Below are 19,870 nucleotides of genomic sequence, written 5' to 3'. Positions count from 1 at the left end.
AAATTAGTTACTGTTCCAAAAATTCTTTTAACTCTGTAGGATTTTTTTCGCTGTTTAAACCAACAATTAAACGAATCCGCGCTTTCGGTCCGTTTAAACCACGGGCAAAAACGACCCCCATTTTTTTCAAGCCAACGCCACCACCAGCATAATCATAGATATCTTCAGCAATGCCATTGGAACAACGAGAAACTAAAACGACTGGAATCCCGTTGTCTAGCATCTTTTGTAATGCTGGGAGAGTTTCTGGCGGTAAATTACCCGCGCCTAGCGCTTCAATTACTAACCCATCCGTTTCTGGGGTGTTTAATAATTCAAACATCCGTTCACCCATCCCCGCATAGGCCTTCACTACGTGGACATTTCCTTTCACAGAAGAAACATCGCAGACTTCTTGCGGTAAGACCTCTTTCGCAAAAAAAGCACGTTCTTTCGCAATGGTTCCAATTGGTCCAAAAGTTGGCGTCCGAAACGTTGCTACGTTCGTTGTATGTGTTTTTGTCACATAACGCGCCGTATGAATTTCATCATTCATCACGACTAAAACACCTTTATCGTACGATTCGTCTGAACAAGCAGTCCAAATAGCACTGATGAAATTATACAAGCCATCACTACCGATTTCGTTACTTGACCGCATTGCTCCTGTTAAAACAATGGGGATTTTTTTCTCTAAGGTTATATCTAAAAAATAAGCTGTTTCTTCTAATGTATCTGTTCCATGCGTAATAACCACGCCATCAATTGGTTCAGAATAAGCTTTTTGAATCCGTTCTTTTAATTGAAACATCCGTTCTAAGGTCATGTGTGGTGAGGGAATATTAAAAATATCTTCGACAACTAAATGAACCTTGCCAGAAAATAATGCTTCTTGTTCCATCAACGGATTTTTTTCATTCGGGGCAACACTTCCTCCTGCTACTTTCGACATGGAAATGGTTCCACCTGTATGAAGGACTAAAATGGTCTTCATTTGTTTCCTCCTTTGTTTTCTTTATTTTTTAACCAAAATTGTTTCACTTGTTGAATAAGTTGTTCATTGGTGTTTGCCTTTCGATGCGCCAACCAATGCGGCGGAAAGAAACGCTGGACACTTGGTAATTCAAATCGTTCGTCTAATAACAACACAAAGCCTTTATCTCGCGCATCTCGAATGACACGTCCAGCCGCTTGCAAGACTTTATTCATGCCAGGAATTTGATACGCAAATTGAAACCCTTGCCCTCGCTCTTCTTGATAAAAAGTGCGAATCAGTTCTTGCTCCGGATTCATTTGTGGTAGCCCGACACTAACAATTATCGTACCAATCAATCGGGTACCTTTCAAGTCAATTCCTTCTGAAAATATACCACCTAAAACACAAAAACCGATGAAAGTTTCTTGAGGATTCTCTTTAAATTCAGCTAAAAATGCTTCTCGCTCTTTTTCGTTTAAGTCCGTTCCCTGAATTTGAGTTTTTACTTGCGGGTAGCGTTGGCTAAATACTTGATAGACATCATCCATATAGGCATAAGAAGGGAAGAAAATTAAATAATTACCTGTTTTTGTTTCACTTAACTTCCCTAAAAGTTCACTAATCTGTGGATAACTTTTTTCACGGTTTTTATAGGTTGTTTGAAGATGACTACCAATCATCAACAATTGATTTTCTTCTGGAAAAGGATACGGAATCCGATAACGTAGGCTTTCTTCACCTCCACCAAGCACTTCTTGATAATAATTCAGAGGTGTTAAACTTGCTGAAAATAAGATACTCGCTTTCCCTTTATCTAATCGTTGTGACAATAAATAAGCCGGATCGACACAAAATTGTTTCACAACGCAGTCATAGTTTCGCAAAGAAATAGACGTATAAAAGCCGTTGTCGTAATACTCGCTGATTCGAAGATAACTTAAACAATCAAAATAAAAACTGAGAATCGACGCCAATTCCTCAATGTGTTGATTTTCTGGCAACCATTCTGCAATTACTTCTGTTAATCGATGTATCTGTTTAACTAATGAATCAATTGGCGCGCGTTGGGCAAAAAAATCCGTGTCTTTTTCTTCGCAGATTGCTTCAATATCATCAAACGTAGTTAAGACTTTTTGACAAGCTCTTTTTAATTGAACAGATTCTTTTTGCAATCTTTTTTGAATTTGCAAAACCGCATTCCTAGAAATAGCGGCCGAATACATCTCCCGTGAACGATTAACCAAATTATGGGTTTCATCCACTAAAAAAATATTCTCTTCTGCACTTTGGGGTTCTTCAAAGAAGCGCCGCAAATAAACCGTTGGGTCAAATAGATAATTGTAATCGCCAATAATTAAATCACACCAAAGACTTGCATCTAGCGACAACTCGAATGGACACAATTGGTGCTTTTGTGCATACCGTTCAATAACCTCTCTCGTTAAATGATTTTCATGTTGTAATAAATCCCACAGTCCCTCATTTAAACGATCATAATAGCCGTCAGCAAACGGGCAATGTTCTGGCGTACAATTTCGTTCAGTTAAAAAACAAATTTTATCTTTTGCTGTCAACGTAATACTCTTAGTTTGCGCTTGTTTTTCGGACAGCGCTTTGACGGCATCTTCAGCCACTTGCCGCGTGATGGTCTTAGCTGTTAAATAAAAAATCCGTTCACCTTCTTCTTCACCAATTGCTTTCATTGCTGGAAAAAGAGTGGACATTGTCTTGCCTGTTCCAGTTGGTGCTTCCACGAAGAGCCGCTGTTTACTAAGAATTGTTTTATAGACGGCTACCGCCAATTCTCGTTGCCCTTTGCGATACTCCCCGTAAGGAAAACTAAGATTTTTTAATGATTTATTTCTCAAAATACGCCACTCTTCTTTAAAAATTACCCACTGTTCATAGCGCTTCATCAAATCAGTAAAAAACTCCGCTAATGCAGCTTCTGTAAAATGGCGTTCTTGTCGTGTGATTTGTTTTGTGATGGTCTGATAATAAGTGAGTTGAAGCGTTATTTCAGAAAGTTGTTCTTGTTGGCAATACATGTGACCATAACACATCACTTGATACCAAAACAATTCGACCTTTTCTGGCGGCAATTCTTCAAACGCTGGCTCGGATGTTTTAATTTCATCAATGACCACTTGCCCAGTTTCTTTCACAAAAATGCCGTCTGCACGACCTTCTACACAATAATTATGGCCATTTAAAGGCACCTCAATTTTTAAAGATACTTCCTTTTGATAAAGGCTCCCCGCTTCCTTTTGCAACATTCGATGAAGGCGACTACCTTCTTGTGGTGTATGTTCACTCACATGGCGAGAATCGATACTTCCCCGCCTTAAAATAAATTCGACCACTTGACGAACCGCAATTTTTCTCGTTGATTTCACGTAATCCCACCTATCTGCCTCCCTATTATAGAACATACATTCGCTAAACAAAAGCAAAAAATCCAAAACGAACACAATCATGCGTTCATTCTGGATTTCTCTTTAGATTATCAACAATTAAAAACAACTCGTTTCTTCTAACTGTTTGGTTTCTTTTCCATTTGCTTTTGCCACGACCAATTGCGCCATTTGTTTAAACGAATTATTTAAACCAATGCCACCCTTTTTGGGCATCTTCACAATTGGCACTTGCTGATAATAGTGACTGACTGCTGGATTTTCTTCTGCCATCGCTGCAATTGCAGGAATGCCCGCAGCATTAAACTTACAAGCTAGACGAGCAGCCATTTCTCCAAAATTAGGATAATGCATGGCTGGTCCGCAAAGAACCGCATCGGCATGAAACTTTTTTGCAAAGCCAATAAATTTCTTTGCTACCTCTTCCTCGTTTTCCAAATAATATTGGTCACCACAATAAAGTGTCGCAACAATTTCCGCTCCTTGCTTCTGTAAAAATGGTAGCAATGTTACCCCTGGACCTAAGGGAGCTTTTTTACCACTTGGTTTCAGCTGAGCTTGTTCATCACTGCCAAATCCTGCTAAACTGTGGTTTAAGACTAAAAGGATTTTTTTCACGCCTATTTCCTCCTTATTTATAAATCATCAAAGTCAAAGGAATCAAAATCAATTTCTTCACTCTCTTCTTCTTGTGCTTTCCATTCTTCACGTAAATATTGGTCATCCATAACTCGAATAAAAGGATAGTAAATGAACATTCCTAGTACCAATAAGAGAGCTTGCAGAATTGATCCTTGCCAACCGCTGACTAAAAATCCTGAGATAATTGGTGGGGTCGTCCACGGCAATTGAATACCATTCGTCAATGGAACTAAGCCCCAATCCATAGCAAAATAGGCAATAATAATATTAATTGCGGGTACTAAGACAAATGGAATTAAAAGGATTGGATTTAAAACAATTGGCAACCCAAAAATGATTGGTTCGTTAATCCCAAAAACACCAGGAATTAGTGAAAGTTGCGAAAGCTTTTTAATTCGTTGACTTTTACAGAATAAGACCATCACAATGATTAATGAGAGTGTGGAACCGGCGCCACCAAATGTTGCAAACATATCTTGAAATTGTCCAGTGATGATGTTGGGAATTTCATGGCCGTCTTTGAATGCTTGTAAATTTTCAACAGACAATGCCCGCAAAACAGGATTAAAGACTGCGCCAACCACGCTACCTCCGTTAATGCCAAAGAACCAAAAGAAGTGTAAAAATAAATAAGCAATGCTCATTGCACCTAAGGTATTACCAAGACTCAATAAGGGCGTTTGTAGAAATTCAAAAATAACATCTTGTAAATTACCATAAGGAGTTAAAGCAGCCAGCCAATTGACTAAAAACATGAGAGTAACAACTAAAAAGCTCGGGATCAGGGCCTCAAAAGACTTAACCACTGTTGGTGGCACTCCTTCTGGCATTTTTATTGTCCACCCTTTACGAACAATGGCCACAAATAAACGAGTCGCAATTAATGCGACAATCATTCCTAAAAACAAGCCACTGGAACCCATCCATTTTAAAGGTAAACTAGTAACTTCATAAACCTTTGAACTATTTTCCGGTGTAAATAATGTTTGATAAGGCGTTACAATAAAAAATGAAACCAATGCGATAATTCCTGCTTGCATTGCATCCACATTGAATTGTTTCCCTAAACTATAGGCAATACCGACAACGGCCAGAATGGTCATTACATCAAAACTAGCACTAGCTGGAACAGACATCATTGTCGCCCAGTCTTTACCAAGCAAATGAGACATCCAAGTATCCCATTGTGGCAAAGGAAAATTAGCAATTAATAAGAAGACCGAACCAACAATCAACAAGGGCGTTGATAAAAGGAAGCCATCACGAATCGCTACTAAATACTTATTTTCTCCTATCACTTTTGCCAAAGGGGTCAATACGCGCTCTAACCAATCCAAAAATTTTTGCACGGTCGTCACTCCTATCTATTATTTTTTATTTTGCTTAATTAACCGCAGCGCTTCTTTCAATGCTTTTTCGCCATCCATCATGCCATAAATTTCTGGCGCAATTGCAGCGACAGGAATCCCTTGAGGAGCAAATTGTTCTTTTGTTTTTTCTAATAAAAAACGGACTTGTGGTCCTAATAAAATAGCAACAGGCTTCTCTGCTTCAACCACTTCTTGTGCTCTTGCAATAGGAAAAGCAGTAATCATTAAAGGCATTTGATGTTTTTCAACCACTTCCATCATTTTATTCACCATAATACTTGTAGACATTCCTGCATCACAAAAAAGATAAATTTGTTTTTTACTCATGTTCCTTCACTCTCCTCATTTATTCAATTGGTGCTTTGATTCTTTTTTCATAGGCAGCTAACCATTCTTGTGAAATCGGCTGAATCTCTGTGGTATGATTCTTGCCTGGATTTGCAATATAAATTTCTGGTTGCTGCATATCAGTACCAACCGTAAAAGTAAATTCCACATTCGTAGCTACGCCCCAGTCTCCCTGTTTGTTCATGGCCACCAGTGAAAAAGCTCCTGCTTTCCCATAACGTTGGATCAATTTTTCGTGAAAAGCATAGACCGCTTGATCACATGCTTGTTGTGGCGAGCGCCCTTCCCCCATTAAACGGACGATTTCATAAGAAAGACAGCCTTTCATTAAATCTTCACCTAATCCTGTAGCCGCAGCACCACCAATTTCGCTATCAACATAAAAACCAGAACCTGACAGTGGTGAATCACCAACACGTCCTGCTTTTTTCATGAAGAGTCCCGAACTGGAAGTGCCAGCTGCCATTGATCCTGTTTGGTCTAACGTAATAGCGCCGACAGTATCATGCCCATCATAGGGGTTCAACTGATTTTCCTGAATTTCTTTTAAACGCTTTTGCCACCATTGATTAGCGCGTTCTGTCAACATATTCTTTCTTTCAAAACCGTGCAACATTGAATATTTCGTTGCACCTGCGCCAACACGAAAACTATTAAACTTCTCTTTACTTAATGCTTTAGCCACTGAAATCGGATTTTTAACATCTGTAATTCCTGCCACAGCACCAATTGCAAATGTGTCTCCATCCATATAGGCAGCATCCATTTCTAAAATCCCTTCCTCATTAGGTAAACCGCCGTAGCCCACTGACTTATAAAAAGGATAGTCTTCTACTTCTTTAATTAATTGTTCCACGGCCGTGCCTGCAGCACCTCCTTGTTGTAATTCTTCTGTAGCTTTTAGTAACCCATCATGTGCCATCCGCCATGTCGCAATTGCACCCCAAGTCATTTTCCATCCGCCCTTTCGTTAACGCTTACATTTCTCCACCATTATAAACTAGTATATACTGTTTTGTATATACTGAAAATGAAATTTTATACAGAAAAATAGAAGATACACGTATGCGACCTCTACGAAACACATTGGCTTCTTCTCATACGTGTATCTTCTATTGGTTTTATGCTTCTGTTAATGCAATCATCGCTTGCATATAGATTTCCAGATTAAGCAGTAAATCTTTTTCATCCATATATTCATCTTGGTTATGCGCAATGCCTTTTTGACCAGGAAATGATGGACCAAAAGCAACGATATTCGGCATAAAGCGAGCATACGTAGCACCTGTAGTTGTGACTGGCGTCCCATCTAAGCCAGTAATTTGTTCATAAACCTTGGTTAGTTTTTGAACATTGCGCTCATCTTTTGGAAACAGCGTACTAGGGAGGCGGCGGATGACGGTCACTTCACTTTCTGGAAATAGTGCCTTCGTTAGCTGCGTGGTTACTTCGTTTTCTGTAATAGAAACAGGATAACGCACGGCCAATGATAACACCAATTGCTGTCCTCGTTTTTCCAACGCATAGGGCGTTAAAATCAATTGCCCGCTATCCTGATCCTTAAAGTCCAGAGCTACTCCTTCGCCATAGTGCTTTTCGTGAAAACTAGCGGTTAACCAGTCGAAATACTGTAATAAATTTCCTTTGACTAACTGTTCCTCGCTAATTTTCTGTGCCAATAAAGTAATCGCGTTCTTGCCTAGTTCTGGCGCATTGGAAGGAGCACGTTTTCCCGTGATTGCCGTTGTTTTTCCCGCAATCACCACACTTAATTGATCAGGCACATGGTCTTTTGCTTGATCACCCATAATCTGACCAATTTGTTCACTTGAATCATCTGGGATGGTCGTTGTGATTTCATAATTAACAATCCCTCGCTCCCCATAAACTACTGGATATTTACAATCTGGAGTAAATCCAAAAACGGGTGCGTTTTCCTTCTCTAAATATAAGGGGATATCTCCACTCCCACTTTCTTCATCCGTGCCAAACATTAAGCGAATGGTTTTCTTTGGTTGGTAACCAAGTTCTTTCAGTAATTTCATTCCATACAGGCAAGCCAAGATAGGACCTTTATTATCTAGAATTCCTCTACCATACAAACGTTGATTTTTTTTCGTTAATTGAAAGGGTGGCACTGACCAGCCAGAACCTTCTGGTACTACGTCTAAATGACCAATAATCCCCAGATATTCTTCCGCTGTTCCCCATTGCGCATAGCCAACTGCGTCATTGACAATCTCAGTTTGAAAGCCATAACGCTCTGCAAGTTTCAGCGTTTCTTCCAAGGCTCTTTTCGGTCCTTCGCCAAAAGGTGCCTCTTTTTTAGGCGACCCTTTCACACTTCGAATCGCCATAATTTTGTTTAAGTCTTCATAAAATAAATCTTTTTGAGCGGCTATTTCTTCTTTTATCTTCATTCGTTCCAAGAACCTCCTAGCTCCACTTGGTTGTTTTCAGACGGGCTATAGCGGGTCAGTGTGTTTTTAAACGTGTACCGATCTGCTCGATATAAAGAGACATCATATAAAATGGGGGTTGCATCAAGCGCATAGGTGATAGAGTGGACTTGTAAAAGTGGTTGGCCCACAGGAACATTCAATAATTCTGAAATTTCCGCTTCAACTAAAATTGCTTCAATTTCTTGATGCGAATAAGCAATCTCGACGTTTTTCTCGATTAAGCAGAAAAGAGAGCCCTCGAAGTCTTGCTTCGTATGGCCTTGTACGTATGCCTGTGGCAAATAAATTTTTTCAACTGTCATTGGCTCGCCGTCTAACATTCGGCGGCGAATCAGTTCATAAATTGCCTCATTTTTGCCTACTTGGAGCGCCTCCCGAATTTTCTCATCGGGATGTACTACTTCTTCAAAGGAAATGACTTCTGTCTGGCTTTTTTTCCCGTAAGCTTTGGCTGCCTCAGTAAAACCTTGTAAGCCAGCGCGACCACTTTGAATTTTCGCTTGTGACATCACATAACTACCTTTACCATGTCGTTTTACCAAAATATTTTTGCGAATCAAATCATCAATCGCTTTACGAATGGTCAAGCGACTGCAGTTGTATTCTTTAGCTAAATCATACTCTGAAGGTAATTTTTGTGCACTTACATACAGACCATCTCGAATTTTCTTTTCAATTTCTGCAGAAATTTGCTTAAATTTAGGTGCATTTTCTGTCATTTCATCGCCTAACTTTCTTCAAAAAATAAATTCCCTAGTATATACCACACTGTCTATACTAAATCAATTTTTAAGAAACCGCAATCATTTGTTGTGTTTCTTAAAAATCAAAAAAGAAAGCGAGCCACAAGTCGGTTGGACTTGTGGCTCGCTTTCTTAGGAAAAAATATGTTATTTCCCTTTCATCCGTTCTTTGCCTTCTTGACACATATAGAGTAGCGGACAGGCTTCACATTTAGGCGCTCTTGCTAGGCAGTGATAACGCCCAAAGAAAATCATGGTATGGTGCGTTTTCACCCAGAGTTCTTTCGGAACTTTACGCATTAAGGTTTGCTCAACTTCAGTAACATTCGCATTTAGCTTACAAATTCTAAGGCGCTTGGACACTCGTTCCACGTGTGTATCTACTGCAAAAGCCGGTTCACCAAAAGCATCTCCCATTACTACATTGGCTGTTTTTCTCCCCACGCCAGGTAAACTGACCAGTTCATCTCTGGTTTGCGGAACTTCTCCATTGAAACGTTCTAAAAGTTGTTGTGCGCACGCTTTAATATTTTTTGCTTTATTGCGATATAAGCCAATGGTTTTTATTTTAGCAATAATCTCCTCCACCGGTGCAGCTGCTAAAGCTTCTGGTGTTGGAAAAGCTGCGAATAAACCAGGAGTCGCTTTATTTACCGATACATCGGTTGCTTGCGCACTTAAAATCACAGCAATTAATAATTCAAAAGGATTCTTATGTTTTAATTCACATTCTGCATTTGGAAACATCTCATACATAATTTCAATAGCTTCCATTGTTTTCTCTTGTGATAGCATGGCCCACCTCCTTTTTATTCACTGTCTTCTGGATTTAACCAATTGTGTAATGTAACCTTTGGTAACGATTCTTGTGCCTGACCTTGTTGTTCAATCTCATTTTGAATCATAGAATCTTTTCGTTTTTTCTGATCAGCAGCCACTTGTTCTTTGGTGGTAATATTTTTACGCTCCCACGCAAGTAAAATACGATCAATATATTTCAAACTATACGCCTGATTTAAAACGGCTTCTCGCAACGCTAACCGGATTAATTCAGGGGAATAATGGTCTGTGTTCAACCACTGACCAATCATTTCTAATTCAATTGGTGAAAGTGGACGTCCGAATTCTTTTTCAAAGCCTTGGTAAAGCTGTTTAATTTCATCTTCGTGGTTTGCGACAACTTGTTTTTCTTTGCTCGTTTGTAAAAATAATTGAATCTTTTGAAAAACAGGCAGTAAATCATACGTATCCATCATTTGACCTTTTTGGTTTTGTTGTGTTTCAATTCGAATAAAACCGCGAGAAACCAATTGATTTAATAACTTATAAATCGTATCTGGCGTTTTACCCATCGTCTCTGCAATCGCCATTAAGTCTGGAAATAAATCGCCTGCATTTTGCGAACGAAAAAGTTGCAGTAAAAAGAGAAATTCATCATCTTTCAAACCAATTTTTTGGTAATGATCAAATAGTAAGTTTGAGATCGTTGTTTCACCAGCTTCTAAATATTCACGAATTGATAACATTGTTGTTGTCCACTTCCCCTTGCTTGTTTCACTTATTGCACATGATAAACATCAAAATAAATAGCTTTCATATAATCAATTAAATAACTAGGATTCAATTCTTCCCCCGTTGCATCATAAATTAATTGATTTGGTTTACGTGAAGCGCCGTACTGATGAATATGTTGTGTTAACCATTTACGGATATCAGAATAATCCTCCGAAGCTAAAATTTCATCAACAGATAATTCTTGTTTCATTGCGTGAAATAGTTGCGCGGCGTACATATAACCCAAGGCATAAGATGGGAAATAACCAAAGCTACCTCCAGACCAATGAACATCTTGAAGGACACCTTCTAAATCATTTCCAGGTGAGACGCCTAAGTACTCTTGGTATTTTTCGTTCCACACTTTTGGCAAATCAGCGACTTCCAAAGAACCATTAAATAACATTTTTTCAATTTCATAACGAATAATGATATGCAAAGGATAGGTGAGACTATCGGAATCAATCCGAATCAAACTTGCTTTCGTTTCTTTTAAAGAAGCATAAAAATCTTCAAAAGTAATATCATCAAAAGTGCCTTCTGCGCATTCTTGGAAAAACGGGTATTGTTTTTGCCAAAAAGCCCGGTTGCTACCAATGATAATTTCATTAAAGAGCGATTGTGATTCGTGAATCCCCATAGAGGCACCTTCGCTTAGTGGCGTAAAGTCAAATTTAGGATCAAAATTTTGTTCGTACATCCCATGACCCGCTTCATGAATCACACCAAATGTTGCCATTGAGAAATTATTTTCTTCCCAGCGCGTAGTAATCCGCGCATCATTTCGATTTAGAGCTGTCATAAATGGATGAACTGTATCATCTAATCGGCCTTTTGAAAAATCATAGCCTAATTGTTCAACCACACCAATCACAAAACGGCGTTGTTGTTCTTTGGTCATTTTTCTAGATAAAAAGTCAGTTCTAGGCGGCGTACCTTTTTCCGCTAAAACGGTCCGAATTTCTTGAATCCCTTGTTTTACTTGGTCGAATACTTGGTCTAGCTTCTCAACCGTCATCCCCGGTTCAAATTGATTTAATAACACATCGTACGGTGTTTTTTCTTCTTTTTGCCAATAAGGAATGAACTCCTTTTGAAACGCAACGACCTTCGTTAAGGTTTCTTCTAACAAGCCGAAATCTTGTGCAGCGCGTGCTTTTAGCCAATCTGTATGTGCTTGGTTTAATACTTTAACATATTCTTGCATACGTTCAGCTGGAACATTTTTATTCAAAGCATATTCTTCTTTTACTTTTTCAAAAACCAGTTTCCCTAATTCAGATAATTCTTCAGGGCGTGTCTCAAAATAGGCCAATGCTTCTTGAATAACTGGGCCAATACTTCGTTCAAAATATAATCCGGTTAAATACCCTTCTACTTCTCCTCGAAAAGGACTACTTTTTTCTGGCATCCCAGTTGATGAATCCCAGTCTAATAATGTCAAGGCATTTTTTAGTAATTGAATTTCTTTCACTTCTTGTAAAAATACAGCTTCCTTCATTTTTTACACCAGCTTTCTTAGTCTTCCCGTGGTTTTCTTGGTGGACGTGTTCCCCAGTATTGGAATAAATCTGTTCGTAAGGCTCCGTTGTAAAGCTTCCGTTTTTTAGTAGCTTTGGCACCATAATATTCTTCAAAAGCAAGATCACTCGTCAGTATATACTTGCTCCAAGTAGTTAACGGACGGAAAACATGGCCCATTTCTTTATACAAACGGCGAACACTTTCCTCTTCTCCTAAACGCTCACCATAAGGCGGGTTAGCTACCATTACACCATATTCCTTCTCGGTTGTAAAATCTTTTAAGGCCAATTGTTTAAAGGTAATTGAATCACCTAAACCAACTTCCTCAGCATTCGCTCGTGCGACTTCAATCATTCGCCCATCAACATCTGAACCACAGATATCTAATTCAACATCGTAGTCTGCCTTTGCCTCGGCTTCGTTACGTACTTTTTCAAAAATTGCTGGATCAACCCAATCCCATGTTTCACAAGTAAAACTACGATTAAAGCCAGGGGCAATGTTATGGCCAATTAATGCTGCTTCAATACAAATCGTTCCAGAACCACAAACTGGATCATAAAAAGGACGATCTTTGCGCCAATTGGTCAACATCACTAAAGCAGCTGCCATGTTTTCCTTAAGAGGTGCGCCCCCCTTTTCAATGCGATAGCCTCGTTTAAATAAACTTGGTCCAGTCGTGTCCAACGTCAACGTCACTTTATCTTTTAGAAGAGCCACTTCTAATTTAAACAAAGCTCCTGTTTCGGTTAAAGGCACCGTCGCTGGACGATGGTAAACTTCTCTTAAACGGTTAACAATGGCTTTTTTGGTGATGGCTTGGCAATCAGGAACACTATACAATTTTGACTTAATTGATTTACCTGCAACTGGAAATTCTGCATCTAAAGGCAAATAATCTTCCCAAGGAAGTGCTTTAACTTTTTCAAATAATTCATCAAAACTATAGGCGTTAAATTCGCCAACGACGATTTTAATCCGATCTGCTGTCCGTAGCCATAAATTGGCAGTAGCAATTGTTTCAACAGTGCCTTCAAAGACGGCCCGGCCATTTTCTACTTCACAGGGAATCCCTAAATCACGCAATTCTTTTCCAACTAATGCTTCTAAGCCACTAGCAGCTGTTGCAACAAGTTTGAATGTTTTTTCTTTCGTCATAAAAACTCCTTCTTGACTCTTTTTTATTGTCTGAAGCTAACAGTCCTGCCGACTACTGCTCCGCTTGTTTTTTGTAATTGTCCGCTTTCTCTGAACTAAACGGTCCTGTCCCGGCCTCTTTAGAACAGACAGCTTACTACTTTTATCTCAGTTTCTTTATTTTAACATTTTTTTATTCTTTTCGTAAAAAAAGCCTTCACAACTACGTTGGAAGGTCTTCCTGAATTACTTGTAATTTTCTATAAGCCATGTTCTGTATCACCAATTCTTCAGGAAAAATTGGTGACGGTCATCATCTATCTGCAGAGTAAACTCTGCCTCTTCTACTCGTTCATTTCCTTTAGAAGAGCGCCCCTACCATTGTTTGGGTTGCTCGCTCGAGGGGTTTACCGCGTTCCACCGATGGAGTTTCCCACATCGCTTCGTCACTGTGGCACTTTCAAGGATACTTTGACATAGTCGAAACCTTAGTCATTTTTCCTGCCGTTACTCTAAAAGAGTACCTTAGCTTATGATTTCGCTAAGCACGAACACTACAAGCATCTCAGCTTGTGCGAGCATGGACTTTCCTCAGCTTGCAAAAGCAAACCGCGATCACCCGAAAATTACAAATCTGTTTAGACGAACAGCAAAAATTTATACACTACAACAAGTGTCCGCTATTCTAACAAATGCTTTCTGTTTCTCGTGAAAACTTGACTTAAATTGTCTTGTTAAAATTGACGTGTTTGTGCATTATCAACATCATGGTTCGCTGGTTCTGCAGTCATTGACGGTGCAGAAGGCGTTACAGGTGTTGAAGGTGTTTCATCTAACTTTTTACCAAAAACTTCACGCTCTAAGTTTGATAAACGTTTTAAAATATCAAAGTTGGTCACTGCTGCACTTTTTGGTACTTCTTGAGCAACACGAGGCGTTGGTTGGGCTTTTGATAATTGGTCTAATTTTGCCATTAAGCGGCTGTTTTCTTCTTGCAAGCTTAATAATTCTTTATTATAAGCTTCGTAGTCTTTAATGACATTGTCTAAAAATTCGTCTACTTCAATTGGGTCATACCCGTTCATCATTTTCGTTTTAAATTCTTTTTGTAAAATGTCTTTAGGACTATATACTAAATTTGCCATGTTTACACCTCATTTGTTTATTTACGATAGAAAATTTCATAGTTCCACAAATACTATTGTAACGAAAAATAGCTAGAAAATCAAACAGATTCTCTAATCAATCACCGAGTTTTGTAAATCATTCATTGTAATTAAGCGAATATCATAGGGTTCTCGTTCCGAAAAATGTTGTGCATCCTTTAAAAAATACTCCGTTTTGCCAGGGTACTCTTTGTCATAAATAAGTAAGCTGCCCCCAGAATGTTCCAAAAGAAATTTTGTATGCATTTTTAATTGTGCTGGCGATTGATAGGGCTGGTGACTTACTGAGTTGATATAATCAGCCAAACTTTCCGCTTTCGTTAACAGTTCTCGATTTTGTTCATTCCAATTATTGCCAAAGTCTTTAAATGGATAAAGCAAACCTAGCTGGACTTCTGGATATTCCGTTTTTAATTCCCCAACTACTTCAGCTGTCCAAAGTTCAACACCTAAATTGCCAGAAATCAAAATCCATTCTACTCCCGCTTCAATATAACTGGCTAACTCTTTTTTTAAGACATTTTTAATAACTGTGATTTTCGGGTCTTTTCCTTGAAATATCCCCAATTCAAAGCTGCGATAACCGGTGACATAGAGGGTTTTTATCATTTCCATAAGTCATCCCTTTTCTTTCAGGTCTTTTTTTTGGTATAATACAGGCTAGGAGTGTGATAAACGTGACGTTCCATTATCCTAACGGAATACCTTATAATCATCATGAAGCACAATCACCAAAAAAACAAGTAAAAAAGAAACGCCCCGTTGAATTTGGTAATCGCGGGATGGATTTCGAAGAAGCGATCAATCAAAGCAATCAATATTATCTATTGAATAAGCAAGCAGTCGTTCATAAGAAACCCACTCCTGTTCAAATTGTTAAAGTAGATTATCCCAAACGAAGTGCGGCTGTTATTAAGGAGGCCTACTTTAGACAAGCTTCAACGACTGATTATAACGGTGTATATCAAGGCCGTTACATAGATTTTGAAGCGAAAGAAACGAAAAATACCACGTCCTTTCCCTTTAAAAATTTTCATCAACATCAAATTGATCATATGGAACAATGTATAGCACAACAAGGGATTTGTTTTGTGCTATTATGGTTTTCAAGCTTAAAACGCTGCTTCTTTTTTAGTGGTGAAAATCTAATAACGCATTGGAAAAACCAAACAGTTACTGGAAAAAAATCTATGCCGCTTGCACTCATCGAGAAAGAAGGAATTGAATTATCTTTTGGAATCGCACCGCGAATCCCTTATCTCGACGCAGTGGAACAATATATTCAGACACACTAGATTCATAAAGTTTTGAAAGTATAACAAAGGAGTTGCTATTTATGCCAACCGCAAATTCAGGCTCGCGAGCTGCTAGACATGCATCCAACACCTCATCGAAGTCGAGTTACAAGAAAAAGACACAACCGCCGAAAAAGAAAAAACGGCTTGTTTTAAAAATCTTTCTTGGCTTACTTATCGCTGGGATGGTCGCTTTTTTAGCAGGCGTTGGTCTTTTTTGGTTCTATGCACGACAAGCCCCAAAATTAGAAGATGACAAACTGAATGCGACAGTTTCATCGAAGCTTTACGATATTAATAATGAAATTTTTGAGGATTTAGGCGCAGAAAAGCGTGAATTAATTCAACCAAATGATGTGCCTCAATTATTAAAAGATGCCATTGTTTCTGTCGAGGACCGTCGTTTCTATAAACACATTGGTGTGGATCCGATTCGGATTATCGGTTCTGCCCTTTCAAATGTCAAAAATGGTGGATTACAAGGCGGAAGTACCTTAACCCAACAATTAATTAAATTGTCCTACTTCTCTACAAAAGAATCTGACCAAACCTTGAAACGGAAAGCACAAGAAGCATGGATGGCTGTTCGTTTAGAACGTGAAAAATCAAAAGAAGAAATTTTAACTTACTACATTAACAAAGTCTACATGGCGAATGGTTTCTATGGAATGGAAACAGCGGCTGAAAATTATTATGGTAAACATTTATCTGAACTTGATTTACCACAAACGGCCCTACTGGCAGGAATGCCACAAGCGCCAAACTCATATGATCCCTATACAAAACCAGATACTGCTAAAGAACGCCGGGATGTCGTACTCTACACAATGTACGACAATAAAAAAATCTCGAAAGCAGAGTACGAAAAAGCCAAAGCTACCCCAATCGATGAAGGCTTAGTTCCATTAAAAGCCAGTGATGACAATCGAAAAGTCGTAGATAATTACGTCAAAGAAGTAATCAATGAAGTGAAAGCAAAAACTGGTAAAAATGTTTACACAGACGGACTAGATATCTACACAAACTTAGATATGAATGCCCAAAAACAACTTTACGATATTGTCAACAGTGATCAATACGTTGCGTTTCCAGATGATAAAATGCAAGTGGCTTCAACCGTTATTGATGTTGCCTCTGGACAAGTCCGAGCACAGATTGGTGGTCGTCACATTCCTGATGATGTACAATTAGGAAACAATTTAGCTGTTAACACCCAACGTGATGTTGGTTCAACCGTGAAACCAATCATGGATTATGGTCCCGCAATTGAGAATTTAAATTATTCGACAGGTCGCCTCATGGTGGATAAGCCAACGAAATATCCTGGTACCGACATTGATGTCTTCAACTCTGATTTAACATATCAAGGCGTCATTACTATGCGCCGTGCGATTATGGGTTCTCGTAACACGACCGCAGTCCAGACGTTTGATGAAGTTGGTAAAGAAAACATCATGCCTTTCATTAAAGGACTAGGAATTGACTATAAAAACTTAGAAGCGTCGAATGCCATTTCAAGTAACACAAGCGACGTAGATGGCGATAAATACGGGATTTCCTCATTGAAATTAGCAGCAGCATATGCGGCTTTCGCCAATAACGGGATTTACAACAAACCGTATTACGTAAACAAAGTCGTTTTCAATGATGGAACTAGCGTTGATTATCAACCTGATGGCAAACGTGCGATGAAAGACTCTACCGCCTATATGATGACGGATATGTTAAAAGATGTTTTAAACGGCGGAACAGGATTTAACGGTGCCATTCCAGGCTTAATCCAAGCGGCCAAAACAGGGACTTCTAACTATACTGATGAAGATTTAGCGCGAATGGGCACAACAGAAAAAGGAATTGCCCCGGATAGTACCTTTGTTGGTTATACAACACACTATGCCGTTTCTGTTTGGACTGGATACAATGATCGAAATACACCAATCTATCAAGAATACTATGGAATTGCCTCGGATGTTTATCGTGAAATAATGAGTTACTTGTCTCAAAATGTTTCAAACGATGACTGGGTGCAGCCAGACAGTGTTGTGCGGGTAGGTAATGAATTATACGTGAAAGATGCCTATGAGGTACCAAATGTACAAGTTTTACCAAGTACTACCTCTTCAGCACCACAGCCGGAATCTAGCAGTACGGTGGAATCCTCTTCCACAAAAGAAGCGGAAAGTTCATCAAGTTCTAGTTCAGAAAGTGCGCCTTCTTCCTCTGAAGCGCCACCATCAACCGAACAACCGGCAAGCTCTTCCTCAGCAGAGCAACCGGCAACATCGGAACAACCACCTGAACCATCAAGTTCTAGTTCACAAGAACCACCGCAACCACCTGAAAGTAGTTCTAAACCAGACGAAAATAAAGCAGCATAAAAAGTACGGGGCTCATCATGAGCCCCGTACTTTTTTAGATTAAAAATGGACGAAGTGAACTGAATCACTTCGTCCATTTTTACTTATTTACTTTCTTTATTTGCCAAAGCTGCACCAACGAATCCTTTGATTAAGCGTTGTGGGCGATTTGGACGAGAAATTAATTCTGGGTGGAATTGACAAGCCACAAAGAATTGTTTTTCAGGAATTTCAACAATTTCAACTAAACGATTATCTGGTGAAACTCCAGAGAAGACTAAGCCATTTTCTTCAAATAATTGACGGTATTTGTTGTTAAATTCATAACGATGACGGTGACGTTCTTGTACAACATCTTCATTTCCGTATGCTGCCGCAGTTTTCGTTCCTTTTTTCAATTTACATGGATATAAACCTAAACGTAGTGTACCACCTAAATTCTCGATGTTTTCTTGATCTGCCATTAAATCAATAATGTTATTTGTCACGTCAGGATTAGTTTCTGCAGAACCAGCATCTTCTAAGCCCACAACGTTACGACCAAATTCTACACAGGCCATTTGCATACCTAAGCAAATGCCAAGGAATGGTACGTCATTTTCGCGAGCAAAACGAATCGCTTCAATTTTTCCTTCAATTCCACGATCACCAAAACCACCAGGAACCAAAATACCATCTGCTGAACCAATTCTTTCAGCGACATTTTCAGCAGTTAATTCTTGTGAATCAACCCAATCAATTTCGATATCTGAATCAAAATCAAACCCAGCATGTTTTAATGCTTCTACAACAGAAATATAGGCATCTGGTAATTCAACATATTTACCAACCAGCGCAATTTTTGTTTTCTTTTTCAAGTTAAGAACTTTTTCTTCTAATGCACGCCACTCAGTCATGTCTGCAGCCGGTGCGTCCAATTTTAAATGATCACAAACAATTTGATCCATGTTTTGTGCTTGAAGTGCTAATGGAATGGAGTACAATGTTTCAACATCACGAGATTCAATTACCGCTTCTGGATTAACATCACAGAATTGTGCTAATTTGTTTTTAGTGTTTTGAGAAACAGGTAATTCTGTACGGACCACTAAAATATTTGGTTGAATCCCTAAACTTCTTAATTCTTTGACACTATGTTGTGTTGGTTTAGTTTTCATTTCACCAGCCGCTTTTAAGTAAGGAATCAAGGTTGTATGGATGTACATTACGTTGTCACTACCCATATCAGCTTTCATTTGACGCAATGCTTCTAGGAAAGGTAATGATTCGATGTCGCCGACAGTACCACCTACTTCTGTGATAATCACATCGGCATCCGTCATTTTCGCTGCACGCATGATTTTTTCTTTGATTTCATTGGTAATGTGTGGAATAACTTGCACTGTTGCACCTAAGTATTCCCCTTTACGTTCTTTACGTAAGACTTCTGAATAAATTTTCCCAGTGGTTACGTTTGAGTATTTATTTAAGTTAATATCAATAAAACGTTCATAGTGACCTAAGTCCAAGTCTGTTTCGGCACCATCATCTGTGACAAAAACCTCTCCATGTTGGTAAGGACTCATTGTCCCCGGATCCACATTAATATATGGATCGAATTTTTGAATCGTTACTTTTAATCCACGATTTTTTAATAATCGTCCTAAAGATGCTGCGACAATCCCTTTTCCGATAGAAGAAACCACGCCACCTGTAACAAAGATGTATTTTGTCATAATAGTTAAAAACCCTTTCTTTGATAATATTTTGTAGAGAGAAGTAAAACAACTTTGAAACTCTTACGTTTCTCCAAATAAAAAAGAAACAAAAATAGAAAAGCTCCCTATCCATTACGAATAGGGAGCTTGTAAGTTCGTTCAAACTTCTGACCTTCTTAAAGGTGCCCAAGTAGTATAATACAAGC

General features: G+C 38.8%; 17 protein-coding genes and 1 other RNA gene. 2 read left to right on the top strand and 16 right to left on the bottom strand.

What is annotated here, in order from left to right:
* Window positions 1–7 precede the first annotated feature (7 nt).
* From MKZ30_RS04910 to MKZ30_RS04840, 15 genes are all read right to left on the bottom strand, one after another.
* Window positions 8–973 carry an asparaginase gene (locus MKZ30_RS04910; protein WP_002382144.1) on the bottom strand — a complete coding sequence of 322 codons (966 nt, stop codon included), beginning with the start codon at window positions 971–973 and terminating at the stop codon, window positions 8–10.
* Window positions 970–3,432, bottom strand: coding sequence for an ATP-dependent DNA helicase (locus tag MKZ30_RS04905; RefSeq protein WP_033600724.1), 2,463 nt, complete (start codon window positions 3,430–3,432; stop codon window positions 970–972). The genes MKZ30_RS04910 and MKZ30_RS04905 overlap by 4 nt, the downstream gene beginning before the upstream one ends.
* Window positions 3,433–3,468: 36 nt before the next feature.
* Entirely contained in the window at window positions 3,469–3,987 is a 519-nt protein-coding gene (locus tag MKZ30_RS04900) for a GrdB-related putative oxidoreductase (protein ID WP_002361637.1), read from the bottom strand.
* A 17-nt stretch (window positions 3,988–4,004) separates the two neighbouring features.
* Entirely contained in the window at window positions 4,005–5,360 is a 1,356-nt protein-coding gene (gene celB / locus MKZ30_RS04895; RefSeq protein WP_002384702.1) for a PTS cellobiose transporter subunit IIC, read from the bottom strand.
* A gap of 18 nt (window positions 5,361–5,378) precedes the next feature.
* Window positions 5,379–5,708, bottom strand: a complete 330-nt coding sequence (locus tag MKZ30_RS04890) for a PTS sugar transporter subunit IIB (protein ID WP_002357981.1) — start codon at window positions 5,706–5,708, stop codon at window positions 5,379–5,381.
* A gap of 19 nt (window positions 5,709–5,727) precedes the next feature.
* Entirely contained in the window at window positions 5,728–6,681 is a 954-nt protein-coding gene (locus tag MKZ30_RS04885; RefSeq protein ID WP_010816425.1) for a glycosylasparaginase, read from the bottom strand.
* A 169-nt stretch (window positions 6,682–6,850) separates the two neighbouring features.
* The gene (locus MKZ30_RS04880; RefSeq protein ID WP_002390091.1) at window positions 6,851–8,149 is read right to left on the bottom strand and encodes a Sapep family Mn(2+)-dependent dipeptidase; all 1,299 of its coding nucleotides are present in this window, start codon (window positions 8,147–8,149) and stop codon (window positions 6,851–6,853) included.
* Window positions 8,146–8,910 (bottom strand): GntR family transcriptional regulator, LSA1692 subfamily, encoded by a 765-nt coding sequence (locus MKZ30_RS04875; RefSeq protein ID WP_002361633.1) that lies wholly within the window; start codon window positions 8,908–8,910, stop codon window positions 8,146–8,148. The genes MKZ30_RS04880 and MKZ30_RS04875 overlap by 4 nt, the downstream gene beginning before the upstream one ends.
* 171 nt (window positions 8,911–9,081) lie before the next feature.
* Window positions 9,082–9,729, bottom strand: coding sequence for an endonuclease III (gene nth, locus MKZ30_RS04870; protein WP_002384704.1), 648 nt, complete (start codon window positions 9,727–9,729; stop codon window positions 9,082–9,084).
* A gap of 14 nt (window positions 9,730–9,743) precedes the next feature.
* Window positions 9,744–10,460, bottom strand: a complete 717-nt coding sequence (locus tag MKZ30_RS04865) for a DnaD domain protein (protein WP_002382137.1) — start codon at window positions 10,458–10,460, stop codon at window positions 9,744–9,746.
* Window positions 10,461–10,492: 32 nt separating this feature from the next.
* A complete protein-coding gene (locus MKZ30_RS04860; RefSeq protein WP_002419861.1) occupies window positions 10,493–11,989 on the bottom strand; it encodes a carboxypeptidase M32 in 1,497 nt (498 codons plus the stop codon).
* Between the two features lie 17 nt (window positions 11,990–12,006).
* Entirely contained in the window at window positions 12,007–13,170 is a 1,164-nt protein-coding gene (locus MKZ30_RS04855) for a THUMP domain-containing class I SAM-dependent RNA methyltransferase (protein ID WP_002357989.1), read from the bottom strand.
* A gap of 237 nt (window positions 13,171–13,407) precedes the next feature.
* An RNA gene (gene rnpB / locus MKZ30_RS04850) (RNase P RNA component class B) lies at window positions 13,408–13,776 on the bottom strand.
* Between the two features lie 107 nt (window positions 13,777–13,883).
* Entirely contained in the window at window positions 13,884–14,294 is a 411-nt protein-coding gene (gene gpsB, locus MKZ30_RS04845; protein WP_002357990.1) for a cell division regulator GpsB, read from the bottom strand.
* 93 nt (window positions 14,295–14,387) lie between these two features.
* Window positions 14,388–14,930: an SLOG family protein gene (locus tag MKZ30_RS04840; RefSeq protein ID WP_033600788.1), complete on the bottom strand. Its 543-nt coding sequence runs from the start codon at window positions 14,928–14,930 to the stop codon at window positions 14,388–14,390.
* 62 nt (window positions 14,931–14,992) lie between these two features.
* Between MKZ30_RS04840 and recU the strand changes: the two genes are divergently transcribed.
* Window positions 14,993–15,610 carry a Holliday junction resolvase RecU gene (gene recU / locus MKZ30_RS04835; protein ID WP_010816424.1) on the top strand — a complete coding sequence of 206 codons (618 nt, stop codon included), beginning with the start codon at window positions 14,993–14,995 and terminating at the stop codon, window positions 15,608–15,610.
* A 41-nt stretch (window positions 15,611–15,651) separates the two neighbouring features.
* Window positions 15,652–17,988, top strand: coding sequence for a PBP1A family penicillin-binding protein (locus MKZ30_RS04830; RefSeq protein ID WP_002360569.1), 2,337 nt, complete (start codon window positions 15,652–15,654; stop codon window positions 17,986–17,988).
* A gap of 83 nt (window positions 17,989–18,071) precedes the next feature.
* Here MKZ30_RS04830 and pyrG read toward each other — a convergent pair whose 3' ends face one another.
* Entirely contained in the window at window positions 18,072–19,682 is a 1,611-nt protein-coding gene (gene pyrG, locus MKZ30_RS04825; protein WP_002357995.1) for a CTP synthase, read from the bottom strand.
* Window positions 19,683–19,870 lie beyond the last annotated feature (188 nt).

This window comes from Enterococcus sp. LX10 (assembly GCF_023539285.1).
GTDB lineage: Bacteria > Bacillota > Bacilli > Lactobacillales > Enterococcaceae > Enterococcus > Enterococcus faecalis.
Note: the sequence above shows the minus strand (reverse complement) of the source record. Positions and strands in the feature narration are given on the sequence as shown.